Here is a 16,390-nt window from a genome sequence, read left to right as displayed (position 1 = left end):
CCATTCTCCTCCACTAGATTTCGAACAACGCCGTGCAGCGATTTATTGTATCGATATACCCAGCATCACAATAACCAACAATCCAATATAGACCCAGGCGTGAAATCGATCCGGTATCCGCCCGATCCATGGCGTCGCCAGACGGATGCCCAGGAGCGCGCCGAAGGTGAGTGCAACAAAAGCCAGCAAGTCGACATAACCGATGTACCAAGTGCCAAGATCTGTCCCGGTGAAGCTCGCCAAAGCCATGTAGGTAACAGTTCCGGCGACCGCAACCGGCAAACTCAACGGGTTAGCCATGGACGTCGCGCGCGACATGTTCAGCCCACAACGGCGCAGCAACGGCACTGTCATGACACTGCCACCTACACCCAGAAAAGTGGCGATGGCACCGATGCTGATTCCGCCTGCCGATACCTCTGCCCTACCCAATCGCCGTGGGATTACAGCCTCAGACTGTGTCAGAAAGCCGCGCCTGAACAAGCAGTCCAGAATGGTCACGCCCAGATAAACGATGAAGGCATAGCGAATGATTTCGCCACTCGCCCACATCGCGGCAACGGCTCCAACGGTAGCGCCCAGGCCGATGAAGCCACCCAACGGCCATACGTAGTGGCGAATGAGGTTACCAGCGCGGTGATGCTTGGCGGTGGCGATCAGCGCGTTGACGATCATCACGCAGGTCGAGGTCGCCACGGCAATGTGCATCGCCGATTGGCCGATAGGGTCGTCAGCGCCGTTGCTGGCGGTGAGCATGCGGTATAGCAAGGGCACCACGACGAATCCGCCGCCGAAGCCGAACAACACGGCAGTGACGCCAGTCATGCAGCCGAAGAGTGCCAGCAAGAGGTAGAACATCGCGCGCCATCCGTTAATTTGAGAGAGGACGACGATAGAGCGATGGGGCTTGGCCTGCTTCAGCAAGTAAGCCAATAATGTTTGTGTTTACGCCAATCGCTGGATACCGCTCGATGCGCAATGTTTCGATTGACCTGCTGGACGACACGCCACGGCCTGTAGTGGCTATCGGCACGGATTACCCCGACGGTCACCGGTTGCCGCGCCATACCCACCGGCGCGCGCAGTTGCTCTACGGCGCCACCGGGGTCATGCAGGTCAGCACGTCGGATGGCAATTGGGTGGTGCCGCCGCAACGGGCGGTGTGGATACCGCCCGGGGTTGCCCATGAGGTACTGATGCTGGGCGTCAGCACTCGAAGTTTGTATATCGAACCGGCCGCCGTAACGGCCATGGACACCCGCTGCCAAGTCATCAATGTGTCGCCCTTGATGCGCCAGTTGCTGCTGGAAGCCGTGGAGCTTGCGCCGGACTACGATGAGGTTGGACGCGACGGTGCATTGATCAATCTGTTGCTGCACGAACTGGCCCGCAGCGCGCATTTGCCGCTGCACCTTCCACTGCCCAAGGACCCGCGTCTGCTAGGCCTGTGTCAGGGATTTCTGAAACACCCCAACGCCCACGTCTCGCCCGTGCAATGGGCGGCGCAGTTACCTATCAGCTTGCGCTCGTTCAACCGCCTGTTCAGCCAGCAAACCGGGGTAAGTTTCAGCCAATGGCGGCAACAGGCGTGTGTGATGTCGGCATTGTCTCGATTGGCCGTAGGCGATTCGGTAACCCGCATTGCCCTGGATCTGGGCTACGACAGCCCCGCCGCGTTTTCCACCATGTTCCGCCGGGTACTGGGTCACGCCCCGAGCGCCTGGCTGGAAAAGACCGCCGGTCATTGATCAAAAAAATGAGATTGATCGGGACTCAAAACAACTGTACAAAAACACAGTGCTTTTTTTGAATCCCACAGCTTTGGAGTACCCCATGGCCTCTCTCGCAATCAAAACCACTCTTGAACGCATCGCCGTCTATCAATTCACCCCTGCACACAGCGCACAGGCCCGAGCGATGCTGGGCTGGAGTGTCGAGGAGTTGTCCCGCCAGTCCGGGGTCTCGGTCAAGGCTATCCGGCGCTTCGAAGCGGGAGGCGAGTTGCTCGATGTGACACGCCTGGCGCTCGCGTTCTGTCTTGAAGCCGAGGGCCTGGTCTTCTTCCCCGGCTTTGCACCAGGGCGTGGCATGAATATCAAAGGCGCCACGCCGGACCCGATGGGGCGGCCCGACTATGCGATGATCGAATAATCGGATCGAGTCTTCAGGTGTCAGGCAGCGCCAGTCTGGTTCTGATAGGCCGCGGCCTCCACATCCAGCCACCAGGCCCGGCCACGTTGCGGCTGGTTCAAGGTGAAGGCTTCGCCCATCTGTGGCGTGGTGATGGACACGTTGCGCTCCCACGCCAGAGCCAGGATGCGATCGAAGGGTTCATACCAGGCATGCATTGCCAGGTCGAAGGTGCCGTTGTGGATCGGCAGCAGCCAATGGCCCCTGAGGTCGATATGCGCTTGGAGAGTTTGCTCGGGCTGCATATGCACGTGGGGCCAATCGACGTTGTAGGCGCCGGTTTCCATCAACGTCAGGTCAAAGGGGCCGTATTGCGCGCCGATGCGCTTGAAGCCATCGAAATAACCGGTGTCGCCGCTGAAGAAAATCCGCGTGCCGCCATCGATCATCACCCAGGAAGCCCATAGCGTGCCGTTACCGTCGAACAGGCCACGACCGGAAAAATGCTGCGAGGGCGTGGCGATGAATTCGATACCGTCCACCTCGGTCCCCTGCCACCAATCCAGCTGACGCACCTTGCTGGCCTCGATACCCCATTTGACCAGAGTGTCACCCACGCCAAGGGGTGTCAGGAAGTGCCGGGTCTTGGCGGCGAGCTTGAGGATGGCCTGGTGGTCGAGGTGGTCGTAATGATCATGGGAAAGGATCACGGCTTCGATCGGCGGCAGCTCTTCCAGGCTGATGGGCGGTTGGTGAAAACGCTTGGGCCCGGCCCACTGCACGGGAGAAGCGCGCTCGGAGAACACCGGGTCGGTCAGCCAGAATTTGTCGCGCAGCTTGAGCAGGACGGTGGAGTGGCCCAGGCGGAAGACGCTGTTGTTGGGGGCTGCCAGCAACTTGGCACGTGTCAGCGGCTGGACCGTGATGGCTCCCGCAGGACGGGTGGTACGCGGCTTGTGCAGGAGCATGTTCCAGATGATGCGCAGCATCTGGCCGAAGCCTTCCCGCGGTGTATGGGCGTGATTGTGGTACTTCCCTTGTTCGTGTCGGGAAGCCGGGTTGGCGGCCGCGCTGTCGGTCGCGGAAGACGGAATACTCATGGTGCGATCACTCCAGGGACGTCGTCGAATTACGCTTCGCCTTTGTGGGACGTTTGATGGCTGCGAGGTTCGCTCAGCCGTTCACGACAAAAACTACACCAGTCGGTGTAGTTTCTAGATTGCATGAATCCCGGGAGCAAGTAAACTACCGAGTGTAATTTCCCTCTCTCGACCGACGAGTGCCCATGACCGTACCGCAGCGCCTCACCGAACGAAAACGCGAAGCCATTCTCCAGGCCGCGATTGCCGAATTTCGCAGCAGCGGTTTCGAAATCACCAGCATGGACAGGATCGCGGCGACGGCCGGCGTGTCGAAGCGCACGGTGTACAACCACTTCCCGAGCAAGGAAGCGTTGTTTGCCGAAATCCTCAATCGGTTATGGAACAGCATCACGGCCGAACAAGACACCGCCTACAGCTCGGAAAAACCTCTTCGGGAGCAGCTTCAGGCGTTGTTGCAAGCCAAGCTGCACTTGCTGGCGGGCGAGAATTTTCTCGATCTGGCGCGCATTGCCATCGCGGCAACCATTCATTCCCCTGAGCGGGCCCAGGACATGGTTGCGCGCATGGGCGAGCGCGAGGAAGGCTTGACTGTCTGGATTCGCCAGGCCCAGGCCGATGGTCGGTTGAAACCCGCAGAGCCGGCGTTTGCCGCCCAGCAGATGCACGGGTTGCTCAAGACGTTTGCCTTCTGGCCGCAGATTTCAATGGGCCAACCGAGCCTGACCGCGGACGAACAGGCGCAGGTAATCGAGTCGGCACTCGACATGTTCCTGAGCCGTTACCAAGCCTGATCAAGAACCCTGGAATGAAGGGCTACTGCACCGATGGGGTGTGCACGACCTTCTGATGCATTTCAGTGGTCAAGTTGTCGATACGCTCGGTCAATGCCTTGGTCATTTCCGTCAGGCGGGTGTTCTGCTCCAACAACTCAAGCAACTGCGCCGTATTCTGCGCGGCCTGGGCCTGACGCTCGCTGTTGGCGATGGCCAAGGCTTCACGATGCTGGGCATCGGCTTCCGCCTGGGCTTTGTCCCGAGCAGCCTGACGGGTTTGTGCCAGCAAAATCAGCGGCGCGGCATAGGCCGACTGCAGGCTGAACGCCAGATTCAGCAAAATGAACGGGTAGGCATCGAAATGAAAGACCCCCACCAGGTTCAGGCTGACCCATAGCAGCACGATCAGGGTTTGCGCACCGAGGAACATCGGCGTCCCGAAAAAACGCGCGAACGCCTCCGCTCTCAGCGCAAAGCGGTCATTGCCAAAGGTCGGCGCCAGATGCGCGTGGGGGCGATGAAAACGCAAGTGGTCAACGGGTGCGGCGGGAGTGGGTTGGGAAGACTTCGTCATCGTGATGTTCTCTGCCAAGGGCTGGTGCGCAAGGCACTATAACCGTTGGAGGAACGTCATCCATTGAGCCATGCACACATTGCCCGTTAAAAGTCAGCGCCAGCGCAGATTGCGCCCCAGCTCATCGAACAAGGTCACCACCGAGCGCAAGGCTCGGCAGTCGGGGCGGGTCAGTAGCCACAGGGCTGTGTCGTACCCCTCCAGCGGTTCGCCAAGGGGCATCAGGCCCTGGTGTTCATCTATCAGAAAGTCCGGCAGCGCCGCCACACCCAAGCCAGCTCGCACCAGTTCGGTGACCGAGAGCATGCTGTTGCAGCGATAGGCGGGCACCACGCCGGGCAGATGCTGGCGGCGCCAGGCTACCGTGGGGTGATCCGGGAGGAAATCGTCCGGTGCGATCCAGATCATGGAAGCCAGGTCATCCGTATTCGCCGAGCGCAGGTAGGTGGCGCTGGCACATACCCGGTAAGCCACGTTGCCCAGCTTTCGACCGACCAGGTGTTCCGGCGGCGTACGGGTCAGGCGTAACGCAATGTCGGCATCGCGGCGGCTCAGGTTGGCAAAGTCGTTCGAGGTGCTCAGCTCAAGGGTCAACGCCGGGTAAGCGGGCATGAAGCGCGCCAGCGCAGGCAGCAGCAACGCTTGCAGCACCGAGTCGCTGCACGTCAGGCGTACCGTCCCGCTGATGACCTCGCCGCCCTGCTCCACACCCACCCGCGCCGCCTCCAAGGCCTGTTCGGCGCGCTCGGCTTGCTCGGCCAGTGCCTGGGCCAGGTTCGTGGGCAAGTACCCGGAACGGCTTTTTTCAAACAAGGGCTGACCCAGGGCCGCCTCCAGCCGACGTACCGAACGAAACACTGTGGACACGTCCACCTGCAGCAATCGAGCGGCCCGGGCCAGTGAGCCGCCACGGACCAGTGCGAGGATCAGGGACAGGTCGGGATAGTCCAGACGATAGTGCGCTGCTGCATTGATCACTTGGGTAAACGCCAATATTGATTGCGTGAACGCCAATCTATAGTGGCGACCAGGAATCAACAAGCGGCGAGTCTCTCATGGAAAAACAGCGTCCTTTACACATCGCCCTGGTCGGCGACCACGACCCACACATCACCGCTCACCGCGCGATCCCCATCGCACTTGAGCTGGCCGGTGGGCAAACCGGCCATAATATTCGCGTCCAATGGCTAGCAACGCCGCTCATCGCCGACAACGCAGTGCTAGAGGACTTCGACGGTATCTGGTGCGTGCCGGGCAGCCCCTACCGAAACGAAAACGGCGCCCTGCAGGCGATTCGTTTTGCCCGCGAACAACGTCGCCCTTTCCTGGGTACCTGCGGTGGTTTTCAACATGCCGTGCTGGAATACGCCCGCAACGTGATGGGGTGGGCCGATGCCGCCCATGGCGAAACCGACCCCGAGGCTGAGCGCGCGCTGCTGACGCCGCTGAGCTGTGCCTTGATCGAAACCATCGACAGCCTTCAGCTCGATGCAGACTCGTTGATTGCCAAGGCTTATGGTCGCCAGATGGTATTCGAGGGCTATCACTGCCGCTTCGGGGTCAACCCGGACTTTGAAGAAGACTTGCTCAATCAGCGCCTGCGTGCCGTTGCCCGCGATTCGGCCGGCGATCTGCGAGCGGTAGAGCTGCACGATCATCCATTCTTTGTCGCGACGCTTTTCCAGCCTGAGCGTGCTGCGCTGGAGGGGCGCGTACCACCACTGATCAACGCGTTTGTCGAAGCCTGCGCCAGGACAACACGATGAGTGCCCACTACTACGCGGTGATTTTCACCTCCCTGCGCACTGAGGGGGACCAAGGTTACGCCCAAGCGGCTGAGCGCATGCTCGCCCTTGCCCAGGAGCAGCCCGGATTTTTAGGCGTAGAGTCGGCCCGTGGCGACGATGGTCTGGGGATTACCGTGTCCTATTGGAGCGATGAAGCTGCGATCCTGGCCTGGAAGGAGCATCCCGAACACAGCGCGATCCGCGAGCGCGGCCGCTCCACCTGGTATATCCATTGCCATACGAGGGTGTGCAAGGTCGAACGCGATTATGCGTTCCGACGCCAAACCTGATGCCAGGATAAAAAACCTGTGGGAGTTTGCTCGCGATAGCGGTGGATCAGCCCAGATCATCGTGACTGACATACCGCCATCGCGAGCAAGCTCGCTCCCACCCGGAATCTCGAGTGTTCATAGATCCTGCCTTCACCACCAATCCCTGTGGGAGCTGAGCTTGCTCGCGATAGCGGTGGATCAGCCAACATCACCATGACTGACACACCGCCATCGCGAGCAAGCTCACTCCCACACGGAATCTCGAGTGTTAACAGATCCTGCCTTCACCACAAATCCCTTGTGGGAGCTGAGCTTGCTCCCACAGGATCTCCGCTCAATTCAAGATTGGGGCTCAGCCTTCCACCAACTGCCGTACCGCCACGATTTCTGGCAGATCGCTGCGCGCCATGTACACCCGCAAAGGTTCGGTGAGGTTGATCCGGTCGTCGATGTGCAGGTCCTGCAACAACTGGATTCGCTCGCGCTTGAGGGCCATGGTGCCGTCTGCCGCGGGAGCCCAGACAAACTCGCAGGTGGGGATGATGCCGTCGTCGGCCACGTCCATGCCGAAAGCGTCTTCGCTGAACCGCACGATGTATTGGCCGGTCTTGCGGTTCAAGCCGACAAACCCCTTGAGCTGGTCGGCGGCCTGGCAGATGAATGTCGAAGTGGTGCGCATGGTAAACCTCATGGATGCGTCCCTGGGGACGTCTGATCGATGGTTTACACGCAGGGCAAGCGGACACAGGATTTAAGGTTTCCCTCTGCCGGGGAAACTGATGCTGCCAAGGGTACTGCAAAGCATCCTGCAAATGCGTGGGAAAAATCTGCTTTGCACAGGTTTATGTCGGTATGGCGATAGCGCCGACAGCGTTCAGTTGCTAAAAGATAGGTTTTTGCATACACCTACGAAAGGATTTCGAGCATGCCTGTCACCTTCACCCGCACCGCCTTGATGCTGAGCCTGTTGCTCGGCTTCGGCCAGACCCAAGCGTCCGAGGCCCCTGGCCCCAAGGCCCTGGCAGCCCTCCAGGGCATTCCTCACCCCGCCGTGATCGCCCACCGCGGCGCCTCGTTCGACGCGCCGGAATCCACCGCTGCCGCCTACAAGCTGGCCCGCGACCTGGGCGCCGACTACTTGGAACTGGACCTGCAACGCAGCAAGGACGGCGTGTTGTTCGTCCTGCATGACGACAGCCTGCTGCGCACCACGGATGTCGCGGTCAAATTCCCCGAGCGCAAGGACAGCACCGCCAACGCATTCACCATGGCGGAGCTCAAAACCCTCGATGCCGGCAGTTGGTTCAACACCGCTTACCCGGACCGCGCGCGCCCTTCGTTCGTGGGCCTGAAAATCCTGACCCTCGATGAAGTGATCAATATCGCCGAGGGCAATCCCCAGCAAAAACCCGGGCTGTACGTCGAAACCAAGGAGCCGAAGCTGTTCCCAGGCATCGAGCGCGACCTGAAGGACAAATTGCAGGACCGCGGTTGGCTGAGCCCGGCCGGGTCGAAACTGGCCAAGCGGGCCACGGGGGTCGGCCAGGGCAAGGGTAAAGTGGTCTTGCAGACCTTTGAAAAGAGCAGCCTCGAACTGCTGCACAAAGAGATGCCGAAGGTGCCGAAGATCCTGCTGTTGTGGGTGGGCGAAGGCAACATCGAGCCCAAGTCCAAGGTGCCTTTTGCCGAGTCCGGCGAAACGGACAAGGCCGCCTATTACGCCAGGCAGGAACCCAAGGACAAGGCTGAATTCGAAAAATGGATTCAGTACGCCAAGGCCCAGGGCGCCATTGGTACTGGGCCGTCCGCGGCGTTGACCCATGGCGGCAGCCAGAGCTACGCGGACCTGGTGCAGCCGTGGATGAACCAGTACACCCATGACCAGGGTCTGTTGGTGCATGTCTACACCGTGGACGAAGCGGTGGACTTCAAGAAAGTGCTGGATGCCGGCGTCGATGGGATCTTCACCAACCGGGCCAGTGAACTGCTCAACTATTTCAAGCGCCCACAGACTGGCAGCGTCGCGCAGTTGCTGGAAAAGAACGGCTACTGAACTCGAACACGCCTATGGGGGAGGACTTTGCCCCATAGGCCCTACCCGGCACTTCAGGAGTTTTTTCGAATTAAGGGTGAATTAAGTTGCCACAGATAATCTGGCCCCACTTAAACGACTCAACCCTTAATGACACCAAGGAAAGAACTTATGAAAACGTTGACTGCCCTGTTCACCGCTGCCGCCCTGACCCTCACCGCTGGCCTGTCCCAGGCGGATGTGCGAGTTGACCAGATCCCACAACTGGTCAAGGAAGGCAAGATCAAGTCGCTTGAATCGATGAATGAAGAAGCCCTGAAGTTGCACCCGGGCGCGACCATCACCGACACCGACCTGGACAATCACTTCAACGGTTATGAGTATGAAGTCGAATTGAAAACCGCCGACGGTAAAGAATTCGACGTGGACTTTGATGCCACGACCGGAAAAGTCCTGAGCAACAAGCAAGACACTTGATCCATCAGTAAAAAAGAGCCGCGCAACTTTAGGGTTGCGCGGCTTCTTTGCGTTTATCAATCACTGTCGCGAACGACCGTCAGGCACTCAACCGCGCTGTCACTTCATTCAACTGCCCCGACAAGCCGTGCAAGTTCCGACTGGCAGCTTCGGTGCGCTGCACATTGTCCAGGTTAGTGCTGGCAATGCCGGTGATTTCCGTCAGGTTGCGGGAAATGTCTTCGGCCACGGAGGTCTGCTCTTCGGCTGCGGTGGCAATCTGGCGGTTCATGTCGCGAATGGCTTCGACAGCCTGGGTGATGCGTTCGAGCATCGCACCGGCCTGGGTCACTTGCTCCACACTTTCTTCGCTGCGCGACTGCCCACTCTCAATGGCATGGGCCGCGTCCACCGCCCCCGTTTGTACAGTCTGGATGATTTGGTTGATCTCGATGATCGACGAGGCCGTGCGCTGGGCCAGGCTGCGTACCTCATCGGCAACCACCGCGAAACCGCGCCCCGCCTCCCCGGCCCGCGCTGCTTCAATGGCCGCGTTGAGGGCCAGCAGGTTGGTCTGTTCGGCGATCCCGCGGATCACCTCCAGCACCTTGCCGATACGCCCGCTGTCGGTTTCCAACTGACGGATGACCGTGGCCGTGTTGGCGATTTCGCCGCGCATCCGCGTGATGGTGTGGATGGTCCCCTGCATGACCTTCTCGCCCTGTTGCGCCGATTGATCGGCATCATCGGCCGCCCGCGCCGCGTCGGCGGCATGACGGGCCACTTCCTGGGCCGTGGCGGACATTTCGTTCATCGCCGTCGCCACCTGATCGGTGCGTTCGAATTGCTCGTTGGTGCCCTGGCTCATCAGGCTGGCGATGGTGTTGAGCTCGCCGCTGGCACTGTCCAGTTCGGTGGCACTGCGTTGCAGGCGGGTAAAGGTTTCGGCCAGGAAATCACGCAATGTGTTGGCCGCTACCGCCAAATTACCCAACTCGTCCTGGCGGTTGCTCGTCACACGCTCGGCGAAACGCCCATGACTGAGTCGGGTCACGTAGTCGATCAGGTTACGGATCGGTTGAACCAGATTGCGATTGACCAGCCACAGACTGAACAACCCGATCAGCACGCCCGACACCAGCATGATCACCGTACCGAGCATAATCGTGCGATCGGCACCGGCGCTGATCAGTATCGATTGCTCGGTGCCCAGCTTGCGCAACTCCACCACCAGCGCACTCATTTGCTCACTGGCCGCACGGTCCACGCCCTTGACCGCCGCATCGCCCACTGCGGCATCGCCACCCGAGGCGACAAATGCATCACGGCCCTTTAGGTAGGCCGCGCCCAACTGACGATGCTCATCGCGCAGGGCATCGATACGCGTCTTGATGGAGGCCGGCACACCGTCTTGCCCGCTCAGTTCGCCAAGGATGCCTTGGACATCGCGCTGCTGCTCCTCGAACTGCTTCCAGTATTTATCCAGGTCCGCCGGCTGCTTGCCGCGCAACAGGACGTTTTTCCATTCCTGCACCTGCACCTTGAACTGCAGGTTGGCCTCGTCGATCAACTGCGAGGCACGCAGTGGACCATCGATCAGGTTGCGATAGTTCTGAACACCGTTGGAAAGGAAATGAAAGGACGCCAGGGCGATCAGCAGCATCGCCAGTAGGCTACCGCTCAGCAGGGCGAGAATTTGGGCTCTCAGGGATTTTTGTAGAAACATAGAGAGGATCTCTTGAGAAGAAAAAATAATCGAACCCCCGGAACGACGTGTCCCGACCTCCATGTTCGTACCGCAACCGAGTGCGGTAGATGTGTACAGGCCATCGGCCTGTAAGGGCCGTTCTTGAGCCTTCCCGACCATCGGTAGCCAACGATAGTGGTCAGTTGTCCGACCTCAAAAAACGATGCGACAACCAAAGCCCAGCGATCTGCGCCATCCTTCATCGATGGACATCACAACTCCCGGTCACTGCCGGTTTGGCAGCACTGCACAACTGTCACAAAACCATCAAGAAAGCTTGCGAAGATGACGCTCAAGTGAACCTGTAGCCGCGACAGGCACTTCCCGCCAGCGAGACTTCATGAACCACAGCATCGACCAAAGCCACCGAGATCCGGACCTGTTCGGCCTGCTTTACGGGTTCCGTTTCCGCCCCGGCGAACGCGGGCAGGAGATCGATTCAGCCCAGGCCTTACAGAGCCTGCAACACCCGCAAGACTCGGATGAGTTCCTCTGGCTGCACCTGAACCTGGCCCACGCTGCGTGCGAGCGCTGGATGAAAGGTCACCTGGCCCTGCCCCAGGAGTTTTTCGAAGCCTTGCACGAAGGCTCGCGCTCGACCCGCATCGAGCATGTCGACTCGGCGTTGCTGGCCGTGGTGAACGATGTCGTGTTCAACCTCAGCAACCTGGTGTCCTCGGACGTCTCCACATTGTGGGTTTGCGTGCACAGTCGATTGATCGTCAGCGCACGGCTGCAACCTTTGCACTCGGTCGACAAGCTGCGCTCGTCGGTGAAGGCTGGCGAGCGCTTTCGCTCGCCAGTGGAATTACTCGTGCACTTGCTGCGCGACCAAGGCGAAGTGCTGACCCAGATCGTGCGCAAGACCAGCCTGAGCGTCGACCAGGTCGAAGATCAGTTGCTGTCCTCGCGGCTGTCCACCAACCGCGCCGAGCTGGGCAGCAACCGCCGGGTGCTGGTGCGCTTGCAGCGCTTGCTGGCCCTGGAACCGGGCTCATTGCTACGTCTGCTCAACCGACCGCCGCAATGGTTGCAGAAAGAAGACGTCAAGGAACTGCGCAAATCCACCGAGGAGTTCGCCCTGATCATCAACGACCTCACCGCGTTGAGTGAACGGATCAAGCTGCTCCAGGAAGAAATCGCCGCCAACCTCAACGAACAAAGCAACCGCACCCTGTTCACCCTGACGGTGGTCACGGTCTTGGCGTTGCCCATCAACATCATTGCCGGTTTTTTTGGCATGAACGTCGGTGGCGTGCCGCTTGCCAGCGATCCCGAAGGCTTCTGGATCCTGGTGGCGCTGGTGGCAACCTTCACTCTGATTGCCGGCCGCTGGGCATTTCGCAAGCGAGGTGACTATTGAACATGACGTGTCTAGACAATCCCTTTTGTCGGTCCGACGGGATTTAAAAGTCTTTTTGTCATTTCTCCTGCTGTATCCTGCCCAGGCTTTGTAAAAGCGCGGATCTACCAGATCTATCCACAGACTTTGCGAGGAGCGCGATATGCACGAGATCCCTAATCTCCCCTTCCCAAGCCTGCACGACACTGAGCAGACGACCACGCTACAAGCCGGCGGGCAAGCAGACGCCCAGCAGCCCGAGCCCAAGGAAGCCGTTGAACGCCGCCAGGCCGACAACGAAGACTGATTGACCCGCACCACCAGACCGTGTGGAAAGCGCTAAGATGCGCTTTCCACACTGCCTGAATCCCGAGCCCTCCATGACCGATGACACCTCTCCATTCAGCCAAGCCCAGGCCAGCGTGCTGATCGGCACCGCCGAAAAAATGGTCGAGATCTGGACCCGTCTTCCTGCCGAGAAACAAGCGGCCCTGCTGGCGCGCTTTGGCAGCGAAGAAAACGCCATCGCCGCCCTGGTCACCACACGCCTGGTCAGCGGTCAGGACGACAGCTGAACCACCGTTGGGCAAATAGTTTTACTTTTCCCGCCCTGATCCAACGGTCGCCGTTATCATAAGCAGCCTATCTATCCTGCTGCTCCGTGGACCTTTACCCCATGTCAGATTCCCAGCGCCCCCTGGCGGTCACGCTGCAAGTCGTTTCCATCGTCCTGTTCACCTTCATCGGCTACCTGAATATCGGCATTCCCTTGGCCGTGCTGCCCGGGTTCGTCCACGGCGAACTGGGCTTCGGCGCGGTGATCGCCGGGTTGGTGATCAGCGTGCAATACCTGGCGACCCTGCTCAGTCGTCCTTACGCCGGGCGAATCATCGATAACCTGGGGAGCAAGCGCGCGGTGATGTTCGGCCTCGCCGGCTGCGGGCTGAGCGGTGTGTTCATGCTGGTGTCTGCCTGGACGCCCCACCTGCCCACGTTCAGCCTGATCAGCCTGCTGATCGGTCGCCTGGTGCTGGGCAGCGCGGAAAGCCTGGTGGGCTCGGGCTCGATTGGCTGGGGCATTGGTCGGGTCGGCGCGGCGAATACCGCCAAGGTGATTTCCTGGAACGGTATCGCCAGTTACGGCGCGCTGGCGATTGGCGCGCCGCTGGGGGTGTGGCTGGTCAATGCGCTGGGACTGTGGAGCATGGGTGTTAGCATTATCTTGCTCGGTTTGCTGGGGTTGGCATTGGCTTGGCGTAAAACCGCCGCGCCCATCGTCACTGGCGAACGCCTGCCGTTCATGCACGTGCTGGGACGTGTGCTGCCACACGGCTGCGGCCTGGCTCTGGGTTCCATCGGGTTTGGCACCATCGCGACCTTCATCACCCTGTACTACGCCACACAACACTGGGACAACGCCGTGCTGTGCCTGAGCCTGTTTGGCGCCAGCTTCATCGGCGCGCGCCTGCTGTTCGGCAACCTGATCAACCGTCTGGGCGGCTTTCGCGTGGCGATTGCCTGCCTGTCTGTGGAAACCCTGGGCCTGTTGCTGTTGTGGCTCGCACCGGATGCCCACTGGGCCCTGGCGGGCGCGGCGTTGAGCGGTTTCGGCTTCTCCCTGGTGTTTCCGGCGCTGGGCGTGGAAGCGGTCAACCTGGTGCCGGCCTCCAGCCGCGGGGCGGCGGTGGGCGCTTATTCGCTGTTCATTGATTTGTCGTTGGGGATCACCGGGCCGCTGGCCGGTGCGATTGCCGCGGGCTTCGGCTTTGCCTCGATCTTTCTGTTCGCCGCACTGGCGGCCCTGGGCGGGTTGGCATTGAGCGTCTACCTGTACCGACAGGCGCCGAGGCATCGCCAGGAACGGGAGAAAAGCTAGAAGTCCACCTTGCCGCGCCCGGCCTTGATCGAGCCGCGCTTGGTCTTGGATTCCAGGCGACGCTTTTTCGAGCCCAAGGTCGGCTTGGTCGGACGGCGCTTCTTTTCGACCTTGGTGGCGCTGAGGATCAGTTCGGTCAGGCGCTCCAGGGCATCGGCCCGGTTCTGTTCCTGCGTGCGGTATTGCTGGGCCTTGATGATCAATACACCGTCGCTGGTAATGCGACTGTCGCGCAGGGCCAGTAGCCGCTCCTTGTAGAACTCGGGCAGCGACGAGGCCGGAATGTCGAAACGCAAATGCACGGCGCTGGAAACCTTGTTGACGTTCTGCCCACCGGCTCCCTGGGCGCGGATGGCCGTCAGCTCGATCTCGGCGTCCGGAATGTGCACGGTGTTGGAAATGGCCAGCATGGAAAGCGTCCGGTATCAGGCCCCACAGGATACCCGAAACAGCTGGATTGAAGATTGCGAGAGCCTGACCTGTGGAACTGGTCTGTGGGAGCAAGGCTTGCCCGCGATGAACGATAATGCGGTCTATCGATAAATCGCGGTGACTGCATCGCGGGCAAGCCTTGCTCCCACAGACCCTGCTTCCACAGGATTTGTGTCTGGCTTGAAACAACAAACCCGGCGCTCGGCCGGGTTTGTTGTTTTTCAGGATTGCTTACTTGGCGACAACCGCCACAGCCAATTCCTGCCGGGCACTACGCTTGTTCTTGATCCAATAGCACACGCCCATGAACACCAGCCATACCGGAATCGCATACACCGATATCTGGATGCCGGGGATCAGCAACATCACGCCGAGGATGAACACCACGAATGCCAGGCAAATGAAGTTGCCATACGGATACCACAACGCCTTGAACAGCGGCGTCTGGCGGGTCTGGTTCATGTGCTGGCGGAACTTGAAGTGTGAGTAGCTGATCATCGCCCAGTTGATCACCAGGGTCGCGACCACCAGCGACATCAGCAACTCCAGCGCATGCTGCGGGATCAGGTAGTTCAACAGCACCGCCACCAGCGTGACCGCCGCCGACGCGAGGATCGAACGCACCGGCACGCCGCGCTTGTCGATCTTGGACAAGGCCTTGGGCGCATCGCCCTGCTCGGCCATGCCCAGCAACATGCGGCTATTGCAGTAGGTGCCGCTGTTGTACACCGACAACGCGGCGGTCAGTACCACGAAGTTGAGGATATGCGCGGCGGTGTTGCTGCCCAGCATCGAGAACACCTGCACGAACGGGCTGCCGCTGTAGGCATCGCCGGAAGCGTTGAGGGATGTCAGCAGGCTGTCCCAGGGCGTCAGGGACAACAGCACCACCAAGGCGCCGATGTAGAAAATCAGGATCCGGTAGATCACCTGGTTGATGGCCTTGGGGATCACGGTTTTCGGCTTGTCGGCCTCAGCGGCGGTGAAACCGAGCATTTCCAGGCCACCGAAGGAGAACATGATGATCGCCATGGCCATCACCAGGCCACTCACGCCGTTAGGGAAGAACCCGCCGTGGGACCACAGGTTGGTCACCGACGCTTGCGGCCCGCCATGACCACTGACCAGCAAATAACTGCCCAGGGCAATCATGCCGACAATCGCCACGACCTTGATGATCGCGAACCAGAACTCGGCCTCGCCGAAGACTTTGACGTTGGCCAGGTTGATCGCGTTGATCAGGATGAAAAACACCGCCGCCGACACCCAGGTCGGAATGTCCGGTGCCCAGTAATGGATGTACTTGCCGACTGCCGTCAGCTCGGACATGCCCACCAGGATGTAGAGAATCCAGCAGTTCCAACCCGACAGGAACCCGGCGAAACCACCCCAGTATTTGTGGGCAAAGTGACTGAAGGAACCGGCCACCGGCTCTTCGACGATCATCTCGCCCAACTGGCGCATGATCATGAAGGCAATGAAGCCACAGATGGCATAGCCGAGGATCATCGACGGGCCGGCTGACTTCAGCACCCCCGCCGAACCAAGGAACAGGCCAGTGCCGATGGCGCCGCCGAGGGCGATCAATTGAATGTGGCGATTTTTCAGGCCGCGCTTCAGCTCGCCCGAATGCGAGTTTTGTCCACTCATGAAAAGGGTCTCACGCAAGGTTTGATGATGTTCGTAGGACGTTGCCGCTCAAATGGATTTCAAGCAGCGCCCATCAAACCCCAGCGCAGGCACCAGGAAGTCAGCGTATTTACAACAGTCATGCGTCACCTGTTTGTTTTTATCTGTGACGAAATCGAACCCGACACGCTTGTGACGTGGCGGAATGAGCAAGGCGGATAACCTTGAGGATGCGTG

General features: G+C 60.0%; 19 protein-coding genes. 11 read left to right on the top strand and 8 right to left on the bottom strand.

Going from position 1 to position 16,390, the window contains the following annotated elements; translation table 11 throughout:
- Positions 1-42: 42 nt before the first annotated feature.
- The gene (locus KI237_RS06805) at positions 43-858 is read right to left on the bottom strand and encodes a sulfite exporter TauE/SafE family protein (RefSeq protein WP_212799312.1); all 816 of its coding nucleotides are present in this window, start codon (positions 856-858) and stop codon (positions 43-45) included.
- Between the two features lie 113 nt (positions 859-971).
- On the opposite strand from KI237_RS06805, the gene KI237_RS06800 reads away from it, so the two are divergent.
- Both KI237_RS06800 and KI237_RS06795 read left to right on the top strand, forming a co-directional pair.
- Positions 972-1,748 (top strand): AraC family transcriptional regulator, encoded by a 777-nt coding sequence (locus KI237_RS06800; protein WP_212799311.1) that lies wholly within the window; start codon positions 972-974, stop codon positions 1,746-1,748.
- A gap of 85 nt (positions 1,749-1,833) precedes the next feature.
- Entirely contained in the window at positions 1,834-2,151 is a 318-nt protein-coding gene (locus tag KI237_RS06795; RefSeq protein ID WP_212799310.1) for a helix-turn-helix domain-containing protein, read from the top strand.
- A 20-nt stretch (positions 2,152-2,171) separates the two neighbouring features.
- Here KI237_RS06795 and KI237_RS06790 read toward each other — a convergent pair whose 3' ends face one another.
- Positions 2,172-3,230, bottom strand: coding sequence for an MBL fold metallo-hydrolase (locus KI237_RS06790; protein ID WP_212799309.1), 1,059 nt, complete (start codon positions 3,228-3,230; stop codon positions 2,172-2,174).
- Between the two features lie 185 nt (positions 3,231-3,415).
- Between KI237_RS06790 and KI237_RS06785 the strand changes: the two genes are divergently transcribed.
- Positions 3,416-4,024, top strand: coding sequence for a TetR/AcrR family transcriptional regulator (locus KI237_RS06785; protein WP_212799308.1), 609 nt, complete (start codon positions 3,416-3,418; stop codon positions 4,022-4,024).
- 22 nt (positions 4,025-4,046) lie between these two features.
- Here the strand turns inward: KI237_RS06785 and KI237_RS06780 are convergent, their stop codons facing one another.
- Together KI237_RS06780 and KI237_RS06775 are read right to left on the bottom strand one after the other, a co-directional pair.
- Positions 4,047-4,580, bottom strand: a complete 534-nt coding sequence (locus KI237_RS06780; protein WP_212799307.1) for a DUF1003 domain-containing protein — start codon at positions 4,578-4,580, stop codon at positions 4,047-4,049.
- 93 nt (positions 4,581-4,673) lie between these two features.
- Complete coding sequence (locus KI237_RS06775) at positions 4,674-5,621, bottom strand: LysR family transcriptional regulator (protein ID WP_212799306.1); 948 nt, start codon at positions 5,619-5,621, stop codon at positions 4,674-4,676.
- A gap of 14 nt (positions 5,622-5,635) precedes the next feature.
- Here KI237_RS06775 and KI237_RS06770 point away from each other — a divergent pair, with 14 nt between their 5' ends.
- Positions 5,636-6,346 carry a CTP synthase C-terminal region-related (seleno)protein gene (locus KI237_RS06770; RefSeq protein WP_212799305.1) on the top strand — a complete coding sequence of 237 codons (711 nt, stop codon included), beginning with the start codon at positions 5,636-5,638 and terminating at the stop codon, positions 6,344-6,346.
- Complete coding sequence (locus KI237_RS06765; protein WP_212799304.1) at positions 6,343-6,657, top strand: antibiotic biosynthesis monooxygenase family protein; 315 nt, start codon at positions 6,343-6,345, stop codon at positions 6,655-6,657. Before KI237_RS06770 ends, KI237_RS06765 begins: the two co-directional genes overlap by 4 nt.
- Before the next feature lie 334 nt (positions 6,658-6,991).
- Here the strand turns inward: KI237_RS06765 and KI237_RS06760 are convergent, their stop codons facing one another.
- A complete protein-coding gene (locus KI237_RS06760; protein ID WP_212799303.1) occupies positions 6,992-7,318 on the bottom strand; it encodes a DUF2025 family protein in 327 nt (108 codons plus the stop codon).
- A gap of 246 nt (positions 7,319-7,564) precedes the next feature.
- Here KI237_RS06760 and KI237_RS06755 point away from each other — a divergent pair, with 246 nt between their 5' ends.
- Positions 7,565-8,692, top strand: a complete 1,128-nt coding sequence (locus KI237_RS06755; protein ID WP_212799302.1) for a glycerophosphodiester phosphodiesterase — start codon at positions 7,565-7,567, stop codon at positions 8,690-8,692.
- A 150-nt stretch (positions 8,693-8,842) separates the two neighbouring features.
- On the top strand, positions 8,843-9,148 hold the full coding sequence (locus KI237_RS06750; RefSeq protein WP_212799301.1) for a PepSY domain-containing protein: 306 nt from the start codon (positions 8,843-8,845) through the stop codon (positions 9,146-9,148).
- A 79-nt stretch (positions 9,149-9,227) separates the two neighbouring features.
- On the opposite strand, the gene KI237_RS06745 is transcribed toward KI237_RS06750, so the two are convergent.
- On the bottom strand, positions 9,228-10,853 hold the full coding sequence (locus KI237_RS06745) for a methyl-accepting chemotaxis protein (protein WP_212799300.1): 1,626 nt from the start codon (positions 10,851-10,853) through the stop codon (positions 9,228-9,230).
- A 361-nt stretch (positions 10,854-11,214) separates the two neighbouring features.
- Between KI237_RS06745 and KI237_RS06740 the strand changes: the two genes are divergently transcribed.
- The 4 genes from KI237_RS06740 to KI237_RS06725 all read left to right on the top strand — a co-directional run bounded on the left by KI237_RS06740 (position 11,215) and on the right by KI237_RS06725 (position 14,092).
- Entirely contained in the window at positions 11,215-12,237 is a 1,023-nt protein-coding gene (locus KI237_RS06740) for a transporter (protein WP_212799299.1), read from the top strand.
- Positions 12,238-12,379: 142 nt separating this feature from the next.
- The gene (locus tag KI237_RS06735) at positions 12,380-12,523 is read left to right on the top strand and encodes a hypothetical protein (RefSeq protein ID WP_212799298.1); all 144 of its coding nucleotides are present in this window, start codon (positions 12,380-12,382) and stop codon (positions 12,521-12,523) included.
- A gap of 37 nt (positions 12,524-12,560) precedes the next feature.
- Positions 12,561-12,791 (top strand): hypothetical protein, encoded by a 231-nt coding sequence (locus KI237_RS06730; RefSeq protein WP_212799297.1) that lies wholly within the window; start codon positions 12,561-12,563, stop codon positions 12,789-12,791.
- A 101-nt stretch (positions 12,792-12,892) separates the two neighbouring features.
- Entirely contained in the window at positions 12,893-14,092 is a 1,200-nt protein-coding gene (locus tag KI237_RS06725) for an MFS transporter (protein ID WP_003204857.1), read from the top strand.
- Here the strand turns inward: KI237_RS06725 and arfB are convergent.
- Positions 14,089-14,502, bottom strand: a complete 414-nt coding sequence (arfB, locus tag KI237_RS06720) for an alternative ribosome rescue aminoacyl-tRNA hydrolase ArfB (protein WP_013694088.1) — start codon at positions 14,500-14,502, stop codon at positions 14,089-14,091. The two genes, KI237_RS06725 and arfB, sit on opposite strands and share 4 nt — an antisense overlap.
- 253 nt (positions 14,503-14,755) lie before the next feature.
- The gene (locus tag KI237_RS06715) at positions 14,756-16,174 is read right to left on the bottom strand and encodes an amino acid permease (RefSeq protein ID WP_212799296.1); all 1,419 of its coding nucleotides are present in this window, start codon (positions 16,172-16,174) and stop codon (positions 14,756-14,758) included.
- Positions 16,175-16,390 lie beyond the last annotated feature (216 nt).

This window comes from Pseudomonas sp. St316, from assembly GCF_018325905.1.
Classification (GTDB): Bacteria; Pseudomonadota; Gammaproteobacteria; order Pseudomonadales; family Pseudomonadaceae; genus Aquipseudomonas.
This window is presented reverse-complemented; position numbering and strand designations above follow the sequence as displayed.